This window comes from Paenibacillus sp. FSL K6-1122, from assembly GCF_037977015.1.
Taxonomy (GTDB): domain Bacteria; phylum Bacillota; class Bacilli; order Paenibacillales; family Paenibacillaceae; genus Paenibacillus; species Paenibacillus amylolyticus.
Genome location: NZ_CP150272.1, coordinates 1410309 through 1433132, shown reverse-complemented (window position 1 = coordinate 1433132; position 22824 = coordinate 1410309). Strand labels below are relative to the sequence as shown.

The 22824-nt window shown below is 47.9% G+C and carries 15 protein-coding genes; 7 read left to right on the top strand and 8 right to left on the bottom strand.

From position 1 onward, the window contains the following. Window positions 1-21: 21 nt before the first annotated feature. From NSQ20_RS06265 to NSQ20_RS06255, 3 genes are all read left to right on the top strand, one after another. Complete coding sequence (locus NSQ20_RS06265; RefSeq protein ID WP_338707954.1) at window positions 22-1764, top strand: ABC transporter ATP-binding protein; 1743 nt, start codon at window positions 22-24, stop codon at window positions 1762-1764. Then, window positions 1757-3574: an ABC transporter ATP-binding protein gene (locus NSQ20_RS06260; RefSeq protein WP_340032117.1), complete on the top strand. Its 1818-nt coding sequence runs from the start codon at window positions 1757-1759 to the stop codon at window positions 3572-3574. Before NSQ20_RS06265 ends, NSQ20_RS06260 begins: the two co-directional genes overlap by 8 nt. 104 nt (window positions 3575-3678) lie before the next feature. Then, window positions 3679-4179 carry a hypothetical protein gene (locus NSQ20_RS06255; protein WP_338707952.1) on the top strand — a complete coding sequence of 167 codons (501 nt, stop codon included), beginning with the start codon at window positions 3679-3681 and terminating at the stop codon, window positions 4177-4179. Between the two features lie 34 nt (window positions 4180-4213). Here NSQ20_RS06255 and NSQ20_RS06250 read toward each other — a convergent pair whose 3' ends face one another. Beyond that, on the bottom strand, window positions 4214-4645 hold the full coding sequence (locus NSQ20_RS06250) for an Lrp/AsnC family transcriptional regulator (protein ID WP_036611514.1): 432 nt from the start codon (window positions 4643-4645) through the stop codon (window positions 4214-4216). A gap of 131 nt (window positions 4646-4776) precedes the next feature. Between NSQ20_RS06250 and NSQ20_RS06245 the strand changes: the two genes are divergently transcribed. After that, the gene (locus NSQ20_RS06245; protein WP_340032116.1) at window positions 4777-5529 is read left to right on the top strand and encodes an MBL fold metallo-hydrolase; all 753 of its coding nucleotides are present in this window, start codon (window positions 4777-4779) and stop codon (window positions 5527-5529) included. A gap of 529 nt (window positions 5530-6058) precedes the next feature. Here the strand turns inward: NSQ20_RS06245 and NSQ20_RS06240 are convergent. After that, window positions 6059-7564, bottom strand: a complete 1506-nt coding sequence (locus tag NSQ20_RS06240; protein WP_100526926.1) for an alpha-N-arabinofuranosidase — start codon at window positions 7562-7564, stop codon at window positions 6059-6061. Window positions 7565-7743: 179 nt separating this feature from the next. Between NSQ20_RS06240 and NSQ20_RS06235 the strand changes: the two genes are divergently transcribed. Beyond that, entirely contained in the window at window positions 7744-8652 is a 909-nt protein-coding gene (locus NSQ20_RS06235; protein ID WP_081745958.1) for an ArsR family transcriptional regulator, read from the top strand. Between the two features lie 120 nt (window positions 8653-8772). Here the strand turns inward: NSQ20_RS06235 and NSQ20_RS06230 are convergent, their stop codons facing one another. The 5 genes from NSQ20_RS06230 to NSQ20_RS06210 form a co-directional block, all read right to left on the bottom strand. Then, the gene (locus tag NSQ20_RS06230) at window positions 8773-9567 is read right to left on the bottom strand and encodes an SH3 domain-containing C40 family peptidase (RefSeq protein WP_047841902.1); all 795 of its coding nucleotides are present in this window, start codon (window positions 9565-9567) and stop codon (window positions 8773-8775) included. Window positions 9568-10094: 527 nt separating this feature from the next. Next, complete coding sequence (locus tag NSQ20_RS06225) at window positions 10095-13370, bottom strand: glycoside hydrolase family 48 protein (RefSeq protein WP_340032115.1); 3276 nt, start codon at window positions 13368-13370, stop codon at window positions 10095-10097. 88 nt (window positions 13371-13458) lie between these two features. Further along, window positions 13459-16452: a glycoside hydrolase family 9 protein gene (locus NSQ20_RS06220; RefSeq protein WP_083677336.1), complete on the bottom strand. Its 2994-nt coding sequence runs from the start codon at window positions 16450-16452 to the stop codon at window positions 13459-13461. A gap of 341 nt (window positions 16453-16793) precedes the next feature. Continuing rightward, on the bottom strand, window positions 16794-18530 hold the full coding sequence (locus NSQ20_RS06215) for a methyl-accepting chemotaxis protein (protein ID WP_083677324.1): 1737 nt from the start codon (window positions 18528-18530) through the stop codon (window positions 16794-16796). 207 nt (window positions 18531-18737) lie between these two features. Then, complete coding sequence (locus NSQ20_RS06210) at window positions 18738-19289, bottom strand: undecaprenyl-diphosphatase (protein WP_076327350.1); 552 nt, start codon at window positions 19287-19289, stop codon at window positions 18738-18740. Window positions 19290-19473: 184 nt separating this feature from the next. Here NSQ20_RS06210 and NSQ20_RS06205 point away from each other — a divergent pair, with 184 nt between their 5' ends. Continuing rightward, window positions 19474-20469 (top strand): LCP family protein, encoded by a 996-nt coding sequence (locus NSQ20_RS06205; protein WP_339197619.1) that lies wholly within the window; start codon window positions 19474-19476, stop codon window positions 20467-20469. Between the two features lie 139 nt (window positions 20470-20608). Beyond that, window positions 20609-21862 carry an acyltransferase gene (locus NSQ20_RS06200; protein WP_339197615.1) on the top strand — a complete coding sequence of 418 codons (1254 nt, stop codon included), beginning with the start codon at window positions 20609-20611 and terminating at the stop codon, window positions 21860-21862. 37 nt (window positions 21863-21899) lie between these two features. Here the strand turns inward: NSQ20_RS06200 and NSQ20_RS06195 are convergent, their stop codons facing one another. Next, window positions 21900-22637: a hypothetical protein gene (locus tag NSQ20_RS06195; protein ID WP_339197612.1), complete on the bottom strand. Its 738-nt coding sequence runs from the start codon at window positions 22635-22637 to the stop codon at window positions 21900-21902. Window positions 22638-22824: the final 187 nt, after the last annotated feature.

Sequence of the window (22824 nt, the reverse complement as noted above, 5' to 3'; positions counted from 1 at the left end):
AACAAAAGGAGAACAACGCTTATGTCCAAGAAAGGATTACTTCGCGGTTATGTTGTGTCGAACTGGCCTGTTTATCTGGTTGCTGTTCTTCTGATTATTGCCTCCAATGTCGGGCAAGCATCCTTGCCCCGCATACTCGGCAGCTTCACGGATCAGTTGATGCAGAACACGCTTCAGATGCAGACGGTCGTAAGGTACAGCCTGTCCCTTCTAGCTATTGCCATCGGGTATAATCTGCTGTTCGGTACCGGGCAATTCATGATTATGAAGCTCGGTCGACGCTTCGAATTCATGACGCGTGAGCGTATATTCAGTAAGTTTTCCGAACTTAGCGAACATTATTTCTCCAAACAGGGGAACGGAAAACTCCTCAGTTATGTCATGAATGACGTTACTTCCGTACGTGAAGCGATATCCAATGGTGTGACACTCATGACCAATGCCACCTTCCTGCTGTTGTCCTGCATTGTCATGATGCTGCTTAGCGGGATTCCGTTGACGCTCATTTTAATCAGTGTTGTCCCTTTGCTGGCGATCCCATTTCTGGTCGTGTTTTTTGGTCCGCGGATTCGCAAGCGCTCTCGCGACGTGCAGGAAGCTCTTGCAACCATGACGGAATCGGCGGAAGAGCAGCTGGGTGGCATTCGCGTAACCAAGACGTTTGCCATCGAAGACAGTGCTCGTGCACGCTTTGGAACCACCGTCGATGAGATCAAGAGCAAACAGCTTCGACTCGTTCGTCTGTCTTCGTTGTTTCAAGCATTGCTCCCGCTGCTGGGAGCCATCTCATTGGTCGTTTCTCTGCTTGTCGGAGGTATTATGACCATGCAGAATTCTATTACACTCGGGAGTTTTGTCGCCTTAACCTTATATCTGCGCATTATTATGGGACCGCTTCAACAGATCGGCAATGTTATTAATACCGTTCAGCGCTCAGGCGCATCACTGGAGCGGGTGAATGACCTGCTCAGCGAAGTAGCAGATGTACGTGAACTTCCTGAAGCCACAGCGCTCCAAACCGTACAAGATATCACCATGGAGAATCTAACCTTCTCCTATCCTGGCAGTTCATCTCCTGCTCTCAAAAACATTCAACTCAATATCCGTGCCGGGCGAACGGTCGGTATTGTAGGCAAGACCGGCTCAGGTAAAAGCACCCTCGTTAAGCTATTGCTGCGTACATATGAACCACCTGAAGGAACAATTCGCATCAATGGTACCGATATTCGGCAGCTGTCGCTGGAAAGTCTAAGATCGCGCATCGCCTATGTCCCTCAGGATGGATTCCTGTTTAGTACCACCATCCGAGATAACATCGCATTTAGCGACCGGGAAGTATCGCTGGATACAGTGGAACATAGTGCACGGCAAGCCATGATCTATGATAATATTGTCCGTTTTCCTGATCGCTTCGATACACTGCTTGGCGAACGTGGACTCACCCTGTCTGGTGGACAACGTCAGCGAACCAGCCTTGCAAGAGGACTGATCAAACAAGCACAGTTACTTATTCTGGATGACAGTATGAGCGCGGTTGATGCCGTCACCGAGAGTGGTATTCTGCGCAGTTTGCGCGAGATTGGCAAGGGCAAGACTACATTAATCATCTCTCATCGCATCAGCGCGGTCCGTCATGCGGACGATATTATCGTTCTGGATGAAGGGCGAGTCGCTGAACAGGGAACACATGCGCAGTTGATGGCTGCCAAGGGGTTATATGCGGCCACCTACCGTTTGCAGGAGGAGGGATTACATCATGTCTAACACTAACGCTGAACTTCACCCAGATGCAGAGGCCGATCAGAGTAAACGAACTTCGTTTAAGGCGATGATGGCATACGCCAAACCGCATAAATGGGCTTTTGCCGGTATCTTCTTCTGCTCACTGCTTGGCATATCGGCAGATCTGCTGCAACCCTATCTGGTGAAGATCGCCATCGATGATCATCTGGCCGTGGGCCAGACCAGTGTGGGCTTTCTCGTTCAGCTCACAGCCATCTTTCTTGGGCTGGCTGTCATCAGTTTTATTTTTACCTATATCCAGAATAATCTGTTGCAGCATGTGGGTCAGAACATTGTATCCCGGATCAGAAAGGACCTGTTCAAGCATATCTCCAAGATGTCCATGTCCTTCTTTGACCGTTTTCATATCGGCAGTCTGGTCACGAACGTATCCAGTGATACGGAGACCATCAGCAGCTTTTTCACTCAAGTACTGCTCAGTCTGATTCGGGATGGTATGATGCTGGTGCTCATTATCGTCTTTATGTTCCAACTTGATCCTGTGCTGGCGACATACTCCCTGATCGTTCTGCCTGTCATTGCGGTGGTTGCGGTATTATTCCGTAGTCGACTGCGAAAAGCTTATCAAAATGCCCGTACGCGTCTTTCCCGTCTGATCGCATTTACGGCGGAGAACCTGTCCGGTATGTTTCTGATTCAGGCTTTTCACCAAGAGGAAGAACAGAAGAAACGTTTCTCGGAACAGAACGCACTTCACCTGAAAGCCAACATTGCTCAAGCCCGCTCCAATGTTATCTTCAACCGGACGTTTGATATCCTTGGCAATGCGGCACTGGTTATGATGGTCTGGCTTGGAGGTCGCGCTGTACTGGGTGAGTCCCTGCAAGTCGGGGTATTGTATGCGTTTATCAGCTATATTCGTCAGTTCTTTCAACCGATTAACCAGATTACGATGCAATGGAATACATTCCAGTCCACGACCGTATCAATGGATCGCATCTGGAACATTCTGAATACACAGCCTGAAGTTGCCGATCCCAAACCCGGTATGGCTTCCTTGCTGGAACCAAAAAATGTGATGGGTCAGATTGATTTTAATGATGTGTCGTTTGGTTATCGGGCAGACCGGCCTTTGATCCAACAGATGAACCTGCACCTCTATCCGGGTGAAATGGTAGGTATCGTGGGCACAACAGGCGCTGGCAAAAGCACCCTAATCTCCCTGCTCAATCGCTTCTATGATGTAGACAAGGGCAGTATCGAGATTGATGGTACTGATATCCGGCATCTGCCGCAGGCTAAGCTTCATCGTATCGTGGGTCTGATTCAACAGGAACCCTTCCTGTTCTCCGGTTCCATTATTGATAATGTGAGAATGTTTCGTGAGGATATTACGCGAGAGCAGGCAATTGAGGCCTGCCGGTTTGTCGGGGCACATGCGATGATTTCACGTTTGCCTCACGGATATGATACACATCTATCCGAACGCGGAAGCGGACTATCCGCTGGGGAGCGGCAGTTGATTTCATTTGCCCGGATCGTGGTGTTCCAACCCCGAGTGCTCATCCTGGATGAGGCAACCGCCAATCTGGACTCACACACGGAACAGCTTGTGCAGCAGGCGCTGGAATCGGTATCCCAGGGACGCACCACCATTGTCATTGCTCATCGCCTGTCTACGGTGATGCATGCCGATCGAATTCTGGTGATGGAAAATGGTGAGATTGTGGAGGAAGGACCGCACCAGGAACTAATCACAGCCAAAGGTGTATATGCAGACTTGTACACCCATGCGCGTGATGCAGGTAAAAATTCAGCTATATCAGGGTAATGAACCTGAGTTATAGTAAATACAGAACGTTGAACATGCCGCTCTGCTTATGCAGGCGGCACGTTTGGCATATCGATCAGCATTGTTAATTAGGAGGAACATCCATGCAACAACCCGAAACACCCAAGCGTGACCATCAGCAGATTCGTTACCAACGCAGTACAGCTCTATGGAAGGGAAGTTTATGCTTCCTTTTCCTTCTCTTGTGCGTGAGCTTATTATGGATCATCGTGGACGGACAAGCCGAAAGACTGGAGACCATATACTATTCCATTGCAGCCGTGCTGGGTATGTGGTTGATCGGACCGCTATTCTTCATGTTTGTGTCACGACTAACCAGAACCCCTGCCGTGTTGTTATCCTGGGATGATGATGCGTTAAGCACGGGCAAACGTAAGATTGCTTGGAGCCAGATTCGCAAAGTCGAACTCGCCTCACCTGCCCGCAGCAAGTGGCTCCTGTCCGCTTCTCCCATGTTTGTCCTGTACTTAAAGGACGGCACACGGTCTCATATTCAGACAGATCATCTGCTGAGCAAAAAAGAGCTGAACCAGGCGGTGTCCTTACTTCAGGAGACTTTGCTGGAACAGAAACAGGATCGTTGAGTACCGGGATGGATGAGGACAAGCTCCCCACACATCACTGTGATTTCTCTACACCTATGGACAGGCTGACTTTGTAATTGCCGTAAGGCAACAACGCTTCAAGCAGTTGGCCAAGCTGCTCTGTGGTGCCAGTCTGCACTCTCATCAGATAACAGCCTTCTCCACTGACGCGATGGACTTCAACGATGTCCTCACGTTCAGCAATGAATGTACGAAAGGCGGCATGTCTGTCGCCGGAGTTCAAGAAAACTGTGACAAAGGCCTGTAGACCAAGGCCAAGGCGTTCCGGGTTCCATTTTACCGTATACCCTTCAATCACACCCAGATCTTGCAACTTGCGCACTCTTGCACCAACCGCCTGTCCCGTGAGATGAACCTCTTCACCGATCTCTTTGTGAGAACGTTTGGCATCCTGAATCAGAATCTGCAAAATACGTATATCCGTGTCATCTATCATTTCATTCATCTTGCTTCAGCAATCCTTTCACGGTGAAATTAGCGTGGCCTAATTCCATTCATCATGTTATGTACGCCGTTAAACGGGTTGTATACCATATAGGGTAATACTATTAAACAACTCGAAGGAGTGCAAATATAATGAAAATTCAATTGATTCGCAATGCTACACTGTGGCTGGAATACGGAGGGCTGAACATTCTCGTTGATCCGATGTTGATGGACGCCGAAGTCATGCCTGCATTCCCGAACACACCGAATGAGCTACATAACCCGAGAGTCGGTCTGCCTGAACTCGAAACGGATTATCTGAATCCGAATCTGTTGATTGTGACACACACCCATGTGGACCACTGGGATGAATCCGCGGCGAAACAACTTGGCAAAGACATTCCCCTGATCTGCCAGCCTGGGGACGAGAACGTATTTCTGGAGGCTGGATTCACGGATGTAACAGCTGTAGATGAAAAACATGAGCATCACTCTGTCCGATTCGCCCGTACATCCGGGCAACATGGCACAGGTGAAATCGGTGAACGTATGGGCAAAGTGTCCGGTTTCGTACTTGAAACAGATGGAGAACCTGTCACCTATATTGCGGGGGATACCATCTGGTGTGAAGAACCTGCTGAGGCCATCCGCCAATATACGCCTGAAGTCATTGTCGTGAATGCCGGAGGTGCACGCTTCGTGGAGGGTGATCCCATTACGATGGACGGGCCTGACGTTGTCGCCGTGAAGCGCCATGCGCCGTCTGCTCATGTCATCGCTGTGCACATGGATGCGATTAACCATTGTGTGATGTCTCGTACGGATCTTGCGACTTATCTGGCATCCGAGCAGTTGGATGGTCAGGTGCTCATCCCACGTGACGGTGAAAGTTTTGAGTTTTAAATTGGAGCGGAAGCTACGCTGAATCAAAGCGGAAGAGAATTAACCTTTTCACACAGGTGGGTGGATTGTAACGAACTCAGCACACGTTATTAGTCTGTTTTTGGCTAATCTGATATCCTAACGAATCGGAGACACGTTATTTCCGCTCTGGGCATGCTTTTACCGAGATTCATCCGTCTTTTTGCAAGGATAACGTGTCTCCGATTCGTTAAATTTCTACTATAGCAATAGTCGGCACAATAAGGTGTCCTAGATTCGTTAGCGCGTATGCGTATGACAGGACTGTGCACTTCATTTTCAACACACGCCGTTACCTAACTTATATGCTATCTTGTCTGCCACATCATCACTCATGTCCCCCATGCCTTCCCTTTCCCTATAAAATATAACGGAAAAAGCTGGATGCGATGAACTCGCACCCAGCTTTTTTGATTGAAGGAACACGCTAATCCGCTGTTCGCTGGCTTCCTTCTCAGGCATCAAGCCTGCCTTTGCGCTCCAACGTGTCCCATCCCTTTATGCTAATCCATTACTGCACTTTCAAACGAATCACGTTCCATGATGCTTTTGCCAAGCTCGCCGTAATCAGAGTATCAGATACAACTGCACCCCCGCGATTATGAGGAGCAACGCGGTTTGGTTGTGCTGCCGTATTAGATGCTTTGAGATCATCACTTTCCAGCACGATATGCTCGATCACGGTACACTTCCCGAAGCTACGCAGGTCCACTTCGAGCGGAAGGGATTCTTCCAGATGACGGTTGACTGCAAATACAGTCACTTCACCCTGCTCTTCGTTATGAACCGCAATAGCTTCCAGATAAGGGACATCTGTGATTTGTTTTGTATCATATTTTGGAGACTGGATCAATGGTACCAATGCTGTTCCACGTCCGAAGAGAGATGTATGCATGAATGGATAGAAGATTGTCTGTCTCCATGAACCACCACCCGTATCTGTCATGATCGGCGCAATCACGTTAACGAGTTGTGCCAGACAGGCCATTTTAACCCGATCCGCATGTTTGAGCATACTGATCAACATACAACCAACAAGCAGTGCATCCTCATGATTGTAGATATCCTCAAGCTGTGGCGGAGCAATCTGCCAAGGGTCCATCTTCGAATCATTTTCATTGGAGTGATACCATACATTCCACTCATCAAAGGAGAGATACATCGTCTTTTTGCTGCGTTTCTTCGCTTTGATATAATCACAGGTCGCCTTCACGGTATCGATAAAACGATCCATTTCAAGCGAGCGTGCTAGGAACGTTGGTGTATCCTGCTCTTGATTGCCGTAGTATTGATGCAAGGACAGATACTCGACGTGATCATACGTATGATCCAGCACCGTTGCTTCCCATTCCGGGAACGATGGCATATTCAGATTCGAACTTCCGCAGGCTACCAGCTCAATTGTCGGGTCCGTCCACTTCATGACTTTTGCCGCTTCAACAGCTAACCGTCCATACTCATCTGCCGTTTTGTGACCAATCTGCCAAGGACCATCCATCTCGTTGCCCAGACACCATGTTTTGATCGCATGCGGCTGCTTGTATCCATGCTTGATGCGAAGATCACTATAGTACGAACCTTCCGGATGGTTGCTGTACTCCACAATGTTGCGAGCTGCATCCGTACCCCGTGTTCCCAGATTGACCGCCATCATCACTTCAGAATTAGCCTGTTTCGCCCAGTCCACGAATTCGTTGAAGCCAAATTCATTGGTCTCAATCGTTCTCCAGGCCAGTTCCAGTCTGCGTTTGCGTTCTGACACAGGTCCAACCGAATCTTCCCAATTGTAACCGGATACAAAATTACCTCCAGGATAACGTACAATCGGTACATTCAACTCCTTGACCATCTCCAGCACATCCGTGCGGAAACCCTGTTCGTTCGCTGATGGATGCCCCGGCTCGTAAATCCCGCCATAGACGGCACGTCCCAGATGCTCAATAAATGATCCGTACAAGCGCTTATCCACTACACCAATAGTAAAATCTTTATCTACCGTCATTTTTGCTTTTTCCATAATGAATTTCAACTCCCTAAGATTAATATAAAAATTAATTGATATTCTATGGATCAACGTTCATATTTATATTAAAATCGATTGTAGCCTTAATTTCAACCTGAATTTTGCAAAATGTTATTCTTTTTACTGAATTTATGTTTAACTTAATTCTATACAGATAAAATGGAGGAACAATTGTGATTAGAGCAAATACCGATGCCGAATGGCTCCCCCTATATGAAGCACTTGCCAGTGAAGTCCGTCTACAGATCATCCGCCTTGTTGCAGAGACCCCGATGAATGTGAAGGACCTTGCTGCTTCACTGGGTCTGAGTAGTGCCATCGTGACCATGCATGTCCGCAAACTTCAGGATGTAGGCATTATTCAGTCCAAAATGATACGCAAAGACGGCGGCACACATAAAATGAACAGCCTTGCTGTAGACTGGATTGGCATCTCCATGCCGCAGGAAAGTGGGACAGCCCGCAAGCTTCACGAGGTTTCCGTCCCTGTGGGACACTATACTCACTTTGACGTCTATCCGACATGTGGTCTGGCTACATCCAATCATGTTATCGGACAGTATGATGACCCTCGTTATTTTCTCGACCCCGAGCGGATGCATGCGCATATTCTGTGGTTTGGCCGTGGATTTGTGGAGTACAAAATTCCAAACTATATTTTATCCGGACAGCAGATCAATGCCATTGAACTGGCCCTCGAGATCGGATCAGAAGCCCCTTCGGTGAATCCGAATTGGCCCTCGGATATTACATTCATGCTGAATGGCATCCGATTAGGGGAATGGACAAGCCCTGGAGATTCAGGCAACGGACGTGGCATGTTCACCCCGGAATGGTGGAGTGACAGTGTCAATCAGTACGGCATGCTCAAGGTACTGCGAATTACCAATGAGGGTACGTTTATTGATGGACAACATCTATCCGACATTACACTCGCAGATATCCCGGTCGAACGCAACCAGTGGACTCTTCGTCTTTCTGTGGAGGAAGATGCGCAGCATGTAGGCGGGCTTACCTTATATGGTGAGGGATTCGGCAACTACAATCAGGATATCCTGTTCCGGCTGTACTATCACGATTGAGTTCTTCAAAATAATAAATAACACCAAAACACCTCCCAGTCGCCTGTCAAAGGCAGAATGGGAGGTGTTTTGTATGCATATGAACATGCGTAGATTATTTAAGAAAGTTCTTGTTCTAACTTACAGCGCACTGCCACCAAACAGGAAGCGATACTCCCAGTGTTTGCCGGAGATATCACTAGTTGTTACACCACCGCCAGCGTTGGAATACGTATGTAATACCTTGCCGTTGCCCAGGTAAATCCCTGTGTGCGTAATGGTTGCGCTAGATTTATTCACGCCCGAATACGATGATGCAGAGCTGCCTTTATACGACATGAAATACATCAGATCGCCGCGTTTCAGGTTTTTCCAGTTCGTCTGAACTGTACCCTTGGCTTTTACATAGTCTCCCTGTTTGCGGGAATCCGCTGGAAGCTTGATGCCCAGTGCATCAATGAAGGCCTGGCGTACAAAGCTGGAACAGTCAAAAGTAGCTGTGCTGTTACGACTGGCTCCGAACTCATAAGGTGTTCCCAAATATTTCATTCCCGCTGCAATCACTTTTTCTACAGATGCATTGCCGGTCACCGATGTACCACTATTCGAACCCGATCCGCTTGTGCCGCCACTAATCGCTTGTGTGTATTTGGATGAAGAAGATATGTAGCCTGTCCGGTTAGCAGAATCCTTAATCTTATACCAATCCGAACCGGATTGCTGAAGCACCGTTACCGTTTCCCCTTTAGCGACCAAGCGAACAATCTTCGCAGAAGAAGAAGGTGTTGTGCGTAAGTTTACGCCCCAAATTACTTTTACTTGTGAATTGTTAACAGCAGCTGCCGATACCTGTGCCGTTAGTGCTCCTGTCGTCAGACTTCCCATCAGCATCGTTGCTGTGACACTTGCCGTAATAATCGTTTTTTTCCAGTTCATGATGTCGAGTTCCCCCTGATGTTACAGAATTTTAACCTGGCTTGGTTCTCCCGGGCTTGCCCCATTGTAAACGGGCTCTCCATAACGTTCATCAGTCAAAAGTCCTGTATTGATATAGGCGAACTTGAGCATTAAGTATCAGGGTGCGTCCATAATCTACTGGAAAAATCCACTGCTGATCCCTTCTTTTTGAAAGGTTAAATTATTGTAACTATTTGATATACTTCATTTTACCGCGATAAAAGAGTTAGGTCGTTTCTCATTCAGGGCATATGCCATATGACCTAGATTTTAATGTTTAAAATCGCAAATATGGTAAACATTACTATGATTCATTTGCCGATTACCGTTCCCCGAATTCACATTTTTGCCTCCAGCCCCAATACGGATCGATTTATCAGCAGTGTCCGTTTGATTATTTTGTATTTCATTTTTGCTTTTCCATAAGAAAAGAAAAGCCAGGGATTTCTCCCCGGCTTAACCTGAATGATGAGTAACATCACTCTACAATTGGTTGATCAACTCATTTAAGGTTCAATTCCCCATACCTTGGCGCCATCCTGATAAGCCGTCACTTTTGTCCAGGCACTGAAGGCCGTTTGGGTGGAATCAAAGGAATAATCATTCGTTTGATCAAAATTCGTCCAGTTGTTTTTCGAGAAACGTCCCTGGATGATTCCGGTTTCGGCACCCGCGGCCAAACTGCCGGCACCCGCTTTGAATTCAATCTCCAGATACGTATCTGCTGTGCCCTTGGCCGGATCTATTGAAACAAAATGCCCTTCCACGTTACCACTGCCAATCTGTGCATAATCACACCAGAAACTCAGATCAGCGGCACTATCCTTGGTGAAATAATACCGGACCTTCACTTTGCTCAAGTCCACAGCAGTTGTACCAGTATTCTTCACATTAAATTGTGGAGTAATCGCATTGACCGAAGCCCCTGAACTACCATTACGGTATTGTACTTCAAGCGTTCCCGTTGTAACTGGAGGTGCCAATGGGGTCAACACCAATACATTTGAATTCGTCTGACCACTCGTATTAATAGCTACGACTCTATAATTATAAGCCGTACCATTTACCGCTGTAGCGTCGGTATACGTCAGTGCGGTCAAACCTGTTGCCAGATCAGCATATGCCCCGCTGCCTACCGAACGTTGTACCTTATAACTCGCTGCTCCAGTTGATGCAGTCCATGTCAGGACCGCCTGGGCATTGCCAGCCGTTCCAGTAAGGTTGAATACGCCTGGCACAACGGTACCTGCGAGTGGTGTTGCAGATGCCTGTGTCGACGGTGCAGACTCACCTACGGCATTCACCGCAGTGATGACATAATAATACGTTGTGCCGTTGGTCAAGCCTGTATCCGTGAATGTCGATCCTGTGACCCCTGTCGCTACAGACGTATAAGGACCACCATTCACTTCTGCACGTTTCACGTTATACGAGGCTGCACCAGCGGCTGCGTTCCAATTCAGAACCACTTGCTCACTTCCTCCAGTTGCTGTTACGCCAGCAGGAGCAGCGGGTACTTCCACTTCCGGACTATCGGAATCTCCGAGGAGACGATCATACTCGCCATACGCTGTAGCCATATCCACCTGTGACCAGAACCGGTGATACGTAAAGGTAGGTGTACCGTTTTCCCACTGCTTCGTGGTTGTGTTATATGACGTTTTGTACAGATTATCCAGGTAAGCCCATGCCGGATCTTGCTTGATGGCTGGACGCAGATCGGAGTATCCAATGTATACGCCATTGCCACCTTTCGCCGGATCGGAAGGTACACCTGCTGTACCTGGAATCGTATTGCCTTGACCAAAGGTTCCAGACCAGTTCGCTGGGATATAGATCTCTTTGGCAAAGAAGCGGAAGTAGTCTTTACGTTCTTCTTCCGTAACAATCCCCACACCATCATTGTAATCCCAAGCTGTATCCAGCAAAGCCTCAGCCAAATCCTTGGCTTCTTGGCCTTCCGCGCTAAGTGTACCGTTCTCTGCCTGTGTTCCGGCTGCGAAGAAGGTCAGAGCTTTAACGTAACTTCCCAGAACTCCTGTATCCTGCACTGGATCTTTGGTCGTTACACGGAAGTTTGGATTTTCCGTAAACGAACTGAATCCATTCCATTTGTCCGGTTGACCCTGCCATTCCTGACCACCCGGAATCCAGAACTCACCCGGCGCCGGCGTTGTTGCTACCTGAACATTAGTTCCACCCAAAATGCGCTGTCCAGCCGCATTCAGATAATAGCCCTGCGCATCCGTCACCGGACGCTCACCTACAAATACATAATCCTTACTCCAGTCGATCCACTTCGTGATTACCTTCTTGGCCATCTGGAAGTTCTCAGAGGTCAAGTCCCCGCTCTCCGCAAGAATATAGTACATCTCGGCTACACGTTCCAGCGGCCATGCCTGGAATCCAAACCAGGTGTTGGAATCCGGATCACGATATACAGGTGCCTCCTGATAAGCCATGTCATAGAATGTACTTACGCCTGCCGGATAGGCTTTGTATGAACCATCCAGACTGTTGGTTGCTCCCCCGCCGATAGCTCCTTCATGGGATTGTAGCCAAGTGTAGAATTCCAACTGACGTTTCAGCGTAGCATTCCAATCTGCCTTCGCTGTTGCTGATTCCGGAATCAAGCCGCCTGCCGGATCAGACAAAGCATACGCTGCAACCGGGTTTTGATAAGCCTGATGGGTATGGCTCGCTCCAATGCGCCAAGCCCAATCCCCACCTTGACCCAAGCCACCTCCCCAAGACGTATACCAAGCCATGAGATACATGTTGGAATCCTTGCCTGTACCCGGAGTTGGTGTACCGCTCTTTGCACTTCCAATTTTCTGGAAGTATTTATCATACATGCCATAGCGCAGATAGTCCCCCATCTTCTTCGCTTTATCCAGATATTCCGGATTGTTGTATCCCATCTCCTTCGCCCAATACAGCACCTGTACAGCACGCGCATCGGCATCCGTGGCGTTAGTGTAACGCCATTGCGCTGACGGTACCTGAGTTTCCTTTGTGAACAAGCTCATGAAGCCTTCGTTTGCCTTACCAAAAGATTTATCATCCTGAGATGGATGCGGAATGGCTTCCCACACAGACTCCTGCTCCCCACGCTGGAACGTGTTCACATAGGTAGCCGTATGTGATGGATTCAACAGGTTTCCATATCCATACCAGTCATCCACATCGACCAGCCAGTGCATGAGATAGGTCTGATTGTTACCATAGGTCGCCTTAAGTTCGGCATCAATCGGGTCTTTACCCGCTGCATATTGACCATTAAGTTGCGATGGATATTGATCAGGAAAAGGTTTTTCCGCTGCATACGTAGCAGGGCTGTTCGGGTTGTATGAGCTCATCGTAGGCTGTTCTTCCTTGCCGTCACCTTCGTTGACCGGGATAATGTATTTCTCCATACTGTCCCAAGCTGCTTCCAGTTGGGACCAGTCTCCAGTGTAGTGACCATACATGGTTTCCAACCACAGCCAGTAACTGTATGCCTCTGACGTCGTCATATGACCATAATCCGGGGCCTCACTCAACAGGGTCTCAATGGAATGATACGGCAGACCCTCTGGCGAAAAATATCCGTTCGCCGGATCTTTCAACTGATCATATAATTGCAAAAACCGAACTTCATTAATGCTGTCTGCCTGAATCTCGATGGCCTGATCTGCGGCATGCGCTGTTTGCGGCCCTGCCCAGAGTCCGGTGTATCCGGTCAACATGACGGTTCCCGCCAGCATGGCTGTTAAACTTTTTTTCGCAGCTGATTTCAACATTAATATATACCTCCCTGGAATAGTGGAAATTGAATATAAGTGCTGTTGGTCTGCCCATGCTGCTATTCGGCCAATGATCTTGAGCTAGTTACGGTTCCAAGCCCCATACTTTGGTGTTTCCCTGATACCCGGTTACCTTGTTCCATGCGGCAAAAGCCGTCTTGGAAGCATCATAGGAATAATCATTACTTAGATCGAAATTGCTCCAGTTATTTTTGGAAAAGCGTGCTTGAATCACGCCGGTCTCTGCTCCAGCGGCCAAACTGCCTGCTCCAGGCTTGAAGCTAATCTCCAGATACGTATCTGCGGTACCCTTCGCCGGATTCACTGCGACAAATGTACCTTCAACATTGGCCGTGCCCATCTCGGCATAATCACACCAGAAGGTCATTTGATCGGCACCATCCTTGGTGAAATAATATCGGATCTTCACGGTACTGAGATCAATCGCCTGTGTTCCGGTATTCTTCACGTTGAACTGCGGAGTCACCGCATTACTTGAATTCCCGGACCCTCCGCTGCGGTACTGCACTTCGAGTGTACCGGTGGTCACCGGAGGTGCAGAAGGCGTCAATGCCAGGACATTGGACAGTGTCTGTCCGTTCGCATTCACGGCTGCAATCCGGTAATTGTACGTGGTACCATTCAGTGCTGTTGTATCGGTGTAAGTCAGCACAGACAATCCAGTTGCCACATCTGCATATGTCCCGCCTGCCACCGAACGTTGTACCTTATAGCTAGTAGCGCCCGAGGCTGCTGTCCAAGTCAGGACCGACTGCGCATTGCCAGCTGTCCCACTTAAAGTCAGTGCTCCCGGCACCGTCGAAGCTGCTTGCGGGGTAGCCGACACCTGCACAGAACCCGATGATTCCCCTGCTGAATTCACAGCAGACACTACATAATAATAAGCCGTCCCGTTGGTCAGTCCCGTGTTTGTGTAGGTCAATCCATTAACCCCTGTCGCAACAGTTGTATATGGTCCTCCACTCACCTCGGAACGCTTCACCGTATACGATTCGGCCCCGGATACAGCGGCCCAGGTCAGGTTAACCTGACTGCTTCCCGCTACAGCCTGCACGCCAGCAGGTGCGCCTGGAACCGTGACTGGTGTAACACCAGGCTCCTGTCCATACACCTTCACCCCTGCATCATAGACTGGAAGGTATATGCTCTTCACAGGAGTGCCTGTGGTCAGCGTCTGGAACGAATGATCATTGCTGGCATTCCATGCACCCTGTGGGCCTGTAATGCGGAACTGTACTTCTTTACGATAATTTCCTTCCCCACCTGGATAGATCTTGGTATTACCGAAGTTCGCCGTAATGGCATAGATATGCTGGGCTGCATTCACCACAACTGGTTGGGATACCGTCGCCCCCTCCGTATAGGAAGTTGTCACTTGCACGTCCGATACCGTACGTCCGGCAGCATACACTTCACTCAAATCCAGGAAATACTTAAAAGAAAGTTGATCTCCCATTCGGGCAGGCCAAGCGGAACGATTATTAAGCTGTGCTCTGATTTCCGTATAATTGGCACCTGATGATTTGATCGCAGCCTCCACAAAGAACTCATCTCCCTTCACCTCAGGTGCAGGGAAGTTCGCCAGGGGCTGATGATTCTGACCAAACAGCAAATTCATCTTTGCCAGTGCGCCGGTAAAACCAGCATTGTAATCGGTTGCGACCTCATTACTCACGTAATCCCCGATATCATCGGTATATCCATCCGATGCATCCGGGCCACCGACCATGGCACCATACAGAATGTGGCGATGGTTAGCCGGGAAATCTTCGTTATTCAGCCATGAACTGTGAGCGGTCCGATGATGCGGATGTTGAGGTGCATTTTGCCCATATCCGACCACATAACTGCTCTGACGCGGATTATCGCCCAGAATATAATTCATCTGTGAGACAGCAAAATCCTGATATCTTGACTTTTTCACAGGATCACTGACCCAGTCGGAGTATACAAAAGAAATAAAGGATGCATTCGCTGCATATCGGAGCGATCCCCACTGATCCAGCCACGCCAGACCTCCTGGCGTATACTTGACTCGTGTCCCATTGACTCCAACCGTCCAATAATCCAGATTGCGCTCAGTCGACTGAATAAATCTTGTCGCCTCCAGCATGTTCAAACTGGACGTAATACGGGCAAGCAGAATCTGGGCACCATAATGTTTACTGTCCCAACCTTGTGTCCAGGTATAGGGCCAATTGGCTGAGCCTCCGCTAGAAGACCACCGGTCCGTAGCTGCAATGGCTTTGGACAAGTAAGCGCTATCATTAGTGGCTAAATAAAGCCATGCGCCACCCCATGCCAGCTCGTCTTCGTATCCTGTCCACGAATTATAAAACGCTGCAGCATCAGTGATACAATCGGTGTATTCCCCCCGATATGTATCTGCGAAGTTGTACAGCTCTTTCGCATGTTGGAGCAGTCTTGCCGAATATGCCGGATCATCATCTGCAAATACAATCGATGACGCTGCCAGCGCTGCAGCCGTTTCTGCCGCCAGATCACTGCCCGGGCATGAAGCATCTATCTTGAACGAAGGACGGTTCATCTGCATGACTTCTGCAGGACCCCACCAAGCATGGTCGGTATTGCCTGCCCCCACTTGTCCCCATAATTCATTTGGTTTCGTATGCGCTTTCATAAAGTAGTCGGTCGCCCATCGGATATTATCCTTGATCTCCTCCAGTTGTCCGGCCTGTTCATATCCGTCGCTGTATTCCACGACAGACCAGGCGAGCATCGTTGCGGAAGCAGCCATCGGAAAACCAAACTTTACGTGATCTCCGGCATCATACCATCCTCCGGTCAGATCAACGCCTACATCAGCTCCATCCTGCATGCCCGAATCACCACGCCATTCGACCCGATTACTCGCTGGCAACGGACCCGAACGCTGTGCCTCATAGAAGTAAATGGCCTTTTGCAGTGCTTCAGCATAGTTTTGATTTCCGGCGGCCGCATCCGCCTTACGAATTCCTGTGCCCATCGATAAACTCCCTGCCAGTAGTCCTGCCGATAACGCGATCATAGCGACTCGTCTCCACCAGCTCCCCTTCATGTTCAACTATTCATCTCCTCTTCATCAATATTCCGTATGCATTACTCTGGACTGCAAGTTTATATCGCTCCTCCCCATGGTGTATTTCAGTGTAAGTTCCACCATTAATTACCATTATAACCGTTTGTTTCACCAGCTATATAAGCGTTGGTGACTTCTGAAATAACATTGTTGTGACCTGCTCTGCGTCATGTGACAAAAAAAGCTGTTTCTCTAACGCATATGCGCGTTAGAGAAACAGCTTCTCGCCCTTGTTATCATAAACAGTACAAATCGAATGGCATTCTGACCATCCTGTCAGTATGTTTCTCTACACCTTAGGTATCAGAACATCTCATTGGTTACACTTTGAACTTGTTAATCTGCTCCTGCAGTTCTTCGGCCATTTTGGATAATGAACCCGCGGATGATGCAATCTCTTCCATCGAAGCCAACTGCTGCTGAGTTGCGGCAGATACATTATGAACCCCGCCCGCTGCCTCTCCAGCAATGTTGGAGATTTGACTTACATATCCTACAACCTCAGTTGTACTCGCCGACATTTCCTCTGAACCTGCAGATACTTCCTGGATTTCACCCGCTACTTTGTTGACCGCATCCGAGATCTGCTCGAACGCTTGTCCTGCCGCAGTAACCATCTCGATTCCTGCTTCTGTCTCACTGCTGTTCACTTTCACTGCCTGAACAGCATGATCCGTATCTTTCTGGATCAATTGAACGAGATCCGTAATTCTTTGCGCAGATGTAGAAGATTCCTCAGCCAACTTACGCACTTCTCCCGCAACTACGGCGAAACCACGTCCGTGCTCTCCTGCTCGTGCGGCTTCAATGGCTGCATTCAGTGCAAGCAGATTGGTCTGCCGAGCAATGTTGTTGATTACCTCGGTAATGGTTCCAATCTCTGCTGAACGTTCCCCCAGCCCTGTAACCAATTCAGTCAGCGAAGCAATGGAATTCCGAACAGAACCCATCTGTTCAACCGCTTGCTGAATAATCATATTTCCTTCGGAAGATTGATTCGCCGCATCCACAGCAGATACGGATACACTCTGAGCAAGCTCGGCAATCTGCTCTGATCCGAGAGCCATCTCATTCATCGCCTGTGAAGAGCGCTTCACAATATCAACTTGATCTGACGTGCCCACGGCCAGTTCCTCAACCGTTTCGGAAATCTGTTCCGATGCTTGAGTATTCTGCTCTGCACTTGCAAGAAGCTCTTCCGATGAAGCTGCTACCTGTTCGGAAGTCATCGATACCGATTCAATCATGGAGCGCAAATTGCCACTCATGGTATTGAAGGAAGCCGCGAGCGTTCCCAATTCGTCTTTGTTCTTGAGCACAATCGTCTCACCCGTCAGATCACCATTGGCAATAGCCATGGCCGCTTCATTCATCTTTTTGATTGGACGTGAGATGATGCTTGCAATGAAGAATGCAATGAACACGGCGATCAGGAATGCAAAAATCGTCACGGCCAAAATCACATTAAATGTATTCTCAGCCAACTCGACAGAATCATTCGTTGCTGCATCCGATCCTTTATTCCCAGATTCGATCAGCTTGGCAATCGTGTCGTTAGCTGTATACCACAATGGATAGGCTTCAGTGTGCAGTCTACTTGCTTCTTCATAGTTATTTGCAATACCGAATTCTATGAATGCAGGCATTTTCTCCACATAAGCATCATAATTCGTACTGAAATCATTGTAGAGCTTCATTGCTTCATCATTGCTCTCAATGAACGTTAGCAGCTGTTTACGCTCATCTTCAATCTTCGTGAGGAGCAACTTTAACGCTTCATTCACCTTGACGTTTTCTTCTTCGTCTTGTTCAACGATAATGGCCAGCGCTAACCGCTCTACATCCGAAACATCACCATTCATCATACCCAACAGGCTTACACTCGGCATCCAGGTCTGGTCCACATCATTGGCTTTACCAGACATATTATGGATCTGTATTAACGCATAAACGCTTACAACAATCAACAGAGCCACGACTATGAGAAAACCAGTCAGTAACTTGCCTCGAATCGTTAACTTCAATATCCCCAACTTATTCCCCCGCGTGTCTTCCATGTGTCCCACTCCTCAAAATAATACATATTTATAATATATCGTCACCTATCGTCGTGAATTGTAGATGTTAGAATTCAATTTCTGTAAATTTCATGTAACTTCGAACATAACACAAAAAAAGTCTCCCATCTTTGGCAGAACCAGAGATAAGAGACTTCTTTCAATAAACTAAACTACCAAAACTTCACTAGACATTGCTTTCAAAAGCTAACGAAAAACACGTCGGTGTATATTAATGAAAAAGTCGGGAATCGACTTGGTATAATTGCGGGTTGTAATCAGAACCACACTAAGCAGACTTCCGAGAATGAATCCTCCCAGAATATCTCCTGGATAATGCACACCAACATATACACGCGACACCCCTGTCAACACAGCGAGTAACAACATCCATAACCCGAAGCGACGTCCAATAAAGAATGAAGCAGCCGCCAGAGCAAATACAAAGGAAGCATGTTTACTTGGAAAAGAAGGATCAGGTACATGGGCAACCAGCTGATGCACAGTCCCTTCTACAAAAGGTCTTGGGTGACCGACCGCTGGTGAAATCCCCCATTTGGCCAGAACCAGCGCTACAATGGAAGCCACACAGGCATAGAAAACAATTCGTTGTTTCGATGGATCGCCGAGAAACCATACAACAACGAGCAGTGCGATCATGATCCAAACCGCATACTCGGATGATGTGATCATAAACCAGTCCAGAAACGGTATTTGGTCTGCAAACTGATTAATCCAATTAAATAGTGATTGATTCATAACTGGCTTTTAATACCCCCATTACACAAAACAAGATTATTTTTTACATAATAAATATACACTAACTATTTGTCAAACATTACTCACATTGACCGAAGTTACGAAATCAAAGAGGACATTTTGCTTTCTTTTTGTTAAACTAGTTTGGGTTACATATCAGTTCAATCATAGAAAGGTGAAGATTATGCTTAAAAAATGGTTATGGGGTACAGCCCTGACCTTGGCACTTGCAGTTACAGGTGTCGTTGTCTATTACGGATATTCGATTGTTCATTTTGCCAATAGCATCTCCACGGCTTCCGGGACTTCATCCAACTCGTCCTCTTCCGGCACAGACAACGATTCAGACACACCAACGACAACGATTCCCAGATGGGAGGGCCAGGAACGGGTGAACATTCTGCTCCTTGGTGGAGACTCAAGAGGCGACGATGCAGGACGCTCGGACTCGGTCATGGTCGCTTCCATTGATCCGGTCACCAAGAAAGCCCATCTATTCTCCGTACTGCGTGATACCTATGTAGCCATTCCCGGGCATGGCAAAAGCAGACTTAATGCAGCCTTTTCCTACGGGGGTGCGGAGCTGACTAAACAAACCGTCAGTGATCTGCTCGGTATTCCCATTCAGCATTATGTCTACACAGACTTTACAGGTTTCATGGCACTTGTTGATGCGGTAGGCGGCATTGAGATCGATGTGGAGAAAGACATGTATTACACCAGTAAAGCAGATAAACATATGTACGACATTGACTTGAAAAAAGGATTGCAGCATATGGACGGCAAAACCGCTCTGCAATATGTTCGGTTCCGGCATGATGCCACCTCGGATTTCACGCGCACCGAACGGCAGCGGATCTTCATGACCGAGCTGGCCAAGAAAATGCAGAGCACCACGTCGCTTTTCAAAATCCCGGATATCCTGGAAGCGATCGCTCCCTATATTGAGACAGACCTCAGTCCAACTCAGATGTTAAAACTCGCATCACTTGGCTTCGATATCCACGTGAACGATATTGATCAGCAGCAGATTCCACCGAACAAACTACTCACCAATGAACTGGTCGGCTCAGCTCAGGTACTGGGTGTTGATGTGACCAAACTCCAGTCCTACATTCAGAAACTGTTTGAAGAAGATGCCGCGTCCTCAGAGACTCTATCATCAGAGGAACAGAACTAAAACAAGCATGAGATATATCAATAGAAAAGACGGCCAAAGCCGTCTTTTTTAGTACCTATTTTCTCCATTTAATGCAGCCTTAATGTTTAACAGGTACCCTTATATGATGAACTCCGGTTCCTGGAGGGAGGATTACAATGTGAAAAAACCGCGAATAACGGAATGGACCGAACTGCGGGGCATTGCCTTTCTGGCAATCGTCATGCAGCATAGTATCGCTGAGTATATCTATCGCGCTGATATTGAACAACCGGATTCCATTATGCTGACCATGATTTATCATCTGACCCGATTTGGTACGCCAACGTTTGTATTTCTATCGGGTGTAATGTTGTTTTACCATCATCGTAACACCAAACCGGATTACCCTCGCTTCATTCGAAAGCGATTTGGCGATATCTATATGCCGTTTGTCGTATGGACACTGATCTACTGGCTTTCTGTCCGTATCTTCACCCCCGCGTTCTGGCGTGCAGGCATACCGGATTTTCGCAGTCTGATTCGTGAACTGTTTATACCACAGACGGGATATCATCTCTGGTTTGTCATTATGGTGTTTCAGTTCTATATTCTGTTCCCCCTGTTCTGGACAGGAGCAAAAACCATTCAGAGACGTATCCAGAACACCTCACGTTTCACGCCCATGCAAGTCATTATCGGACTAATTCTCTTTGCGGCAGCACTATATGCCCTGCTTATGCAATGGTCCTACTATAATATGGGGGGCTGGACAGAATCCATGTCTGAGCCTTGGTCAACGTTGCTGCAATATCGCTCCTATTCATGGGTGATGTACTGGTTTTACTTTTTACTGGGTGCCGTATGTGCCTGGTCAGTGGATAGCTGGAGGAGTTGGACCACGAAGATCCTGCCATGGACGATCTGTCTGTTTATAGGGATGTATATATGGCTTGGTTACGATGTGCTGCGTGGGTCAGGGGATGTTGTGAATCTGAATATCTCTACCTATCTGAAACCAACCACATTCCTGATCATTATGGCTCAGATGTTTATGATGTATGGTTTCCTTGTACTAATGCGGGGCAAAGATACACGGTTTCAGCGCCTCTTAGCCTGGATTGGCCGTTATTCATTTGGTGGATATCTGGTTCATGCACTGGTGATCTACGCGATCGCTTATGTAACCAGACCGCTTCATCTCAGTGGATGGCATCTGCCTGTAACGTTGCTATCGTTCCTTGTAACAGTTGGGATTGCTCTTGCAATCAGTTGGACGCTATCCAAGCTTCCTGGCTCACGTTTCACCGTAGGGTTAATGCGTAAACCACGTTCTATACCTAATTCATCAGCTGCTGTGGATAAAAGAAATTCACTTGAGCGAACTCCGTCACCCGGCCCAACTCGCAGTACGGGAACGAGTGAGCCATTTTGAAATAAAGAAGAGCGTCCCCTCATGGAGACGCTCTTCTTTATTTCACTTCGCTCGAAGTTGATCGTCCAGGAACAGGTTCCTGGGGACCCGGGGCTGGATGCACGTTGCCCTTCTGATTCACAAATCTCTTCAGATCACCCGTTAATTGTTCCTTCAGCTTGTCCACCAGCTGCGTTTCGCTAATGCCTTTTGCCTGAGCAATCTCAGCCAGGGATTTCCCTCCCTGAAGCTGCTCGTGCAGTTGAGCAGGGGTGACTCCAATAAACCGGGCAATTTCACCTTTATCTACCATGGAACGTTTGCCATGGTGGGCAAATTCACGCCGCAAATCACGCAGCGGGGTATTGATGACCTTTTTCAACTTTGTATCCATGTCTGCCTTCGTGGCTGCAGCTTGTTCCTTGGTGAGACAACCTTCTTCTACAGCTTGATCCAAACGCTGTGCCAGTGTAGGCTTCAACTTCTGCAATAACTGCTCCTCACTAAGTCCCTTACGCTCTTTCGCAATCTGGGACAACGTCTTGCCAAGTTCCATCTGTTCTTTCAGATCCCGGAGTCCAATCCCTAGCAAGTCTGCCGTCTCACCAATCATAAACAGACCGTGTCCTGCCTGCATGCATGGCTTCGCTGGTTTGCCGGAGGAAGAAGCTTTTGACGCATCGACATGTTCCTCAGCCCGAACCGTTGAATCAGCGAATGCTACATGTCCTGTTGCTGCTGTTATAACTACGGCTACCAATCCGGCTGCCATCCATGTTTTCCATTTCAAATTCATTTTTCTGCCGCCTTTCCGATGTCGAAATCCTGTGCCTTCCTAGTTTGAGCCTAAAATCCACTTTTTTATGCCATAAAATACAAAAAGTCATCATTTTTCTCACAATTGATCACAAAAAATCCTATTTTTTTCAGTTTATTTCCGCTATACTAAGTGTAACTTCATGATCTATATCAGTTGAACTACA

Coding starts and splice junctions, on each gene's coding strand:
- NSQ20_RS06240 (WP_100526926.1), bottom strand. CDS start 7,564: ATGGAAAAAGCAAAAATGACGGTAGATAAAGATTTTACTATTGGTGTA.
- NSQ20_RS06195 (WP_339197612.1), bottom strand. CDS start 22,637: ATGAATTTGAAATGGAAAACATGGATGGCAGCCGGATTGGTAGCCGTA.
- NSQ20_RS06205 (WP_339197619.1), top strand. CDS start 19,474: ATGCTTAAAAAATGGTTATGGGGTACAGCCCTGACCTTGGCACTTGCA.
- NSQ20_RS06230 (WP_047841902.1), bottom strand. CDS start 9,567: ATGAACTGGAAAAAAACGATTATTACGGCAAGTGTCACAGCAACGATG.
- NSQ20_RS06225 (WP_340032115.1), bottom strand. CDS start 13,370: ATGTTGAAATCAGCTGCGAAAAAAAGTTTAACAGCCATGCTGGCGGGA.
- NSQ20_RS06210 (WP_076327350.1), bottom strand. CDS start 19,289: ATGAATCAATCACTATTTAATTGGATTAATCAGTTTGCAGACCAAATA.
- NSQ20_RS06220 (WP_083677336.1), bottom strand. CDS start 16,452: ATGAAGGGGAGCTGGTGGAGACGAGTCGCTATGATCGCGTTATCGGCA.
- NSQ20_RS06245 (WP_340032116.1), top strand. CDS start 4,777: ATGAAAATTCAATTGATTCGCAATGCTACACTGTGGCTGGAATACGGA.
- NSQ20_RS06215 (WP_083677324.1), bottom strand. CDS start 18,530: ATGGAAGACACGCGGGGGAATAAGTTGGGGATATTGAAGTTAACGATT.
- NSQ20_RS06265 (WP_338707954.1), top strand. CDS start 22: ATGTCCAAGAAAGGATTACTTCGCGGTTATGTTGTGTCGAACTGGCCT.
- NSQ20_RS06250 (WP_036611514.1), bottom strand. CDS start 4,645: ATGAATGAAATGATAGATGACACGGATATACGTATTTTGCAGATTCTG.
- NSQ20_RS06260 (WP_340032117.1), top strand. CDS start 1,757: ATGTCTAACACTAACGCTGAACTTCACCCAGATGCAGAGGCCGATCAG.
- NSQ20_RS06255 (WP_338707952.1), top strand. CDS start 3,679: ATGCAACAACCCGAAACACCCAAGCGTGACCATCAGCAGATTCGTTAC.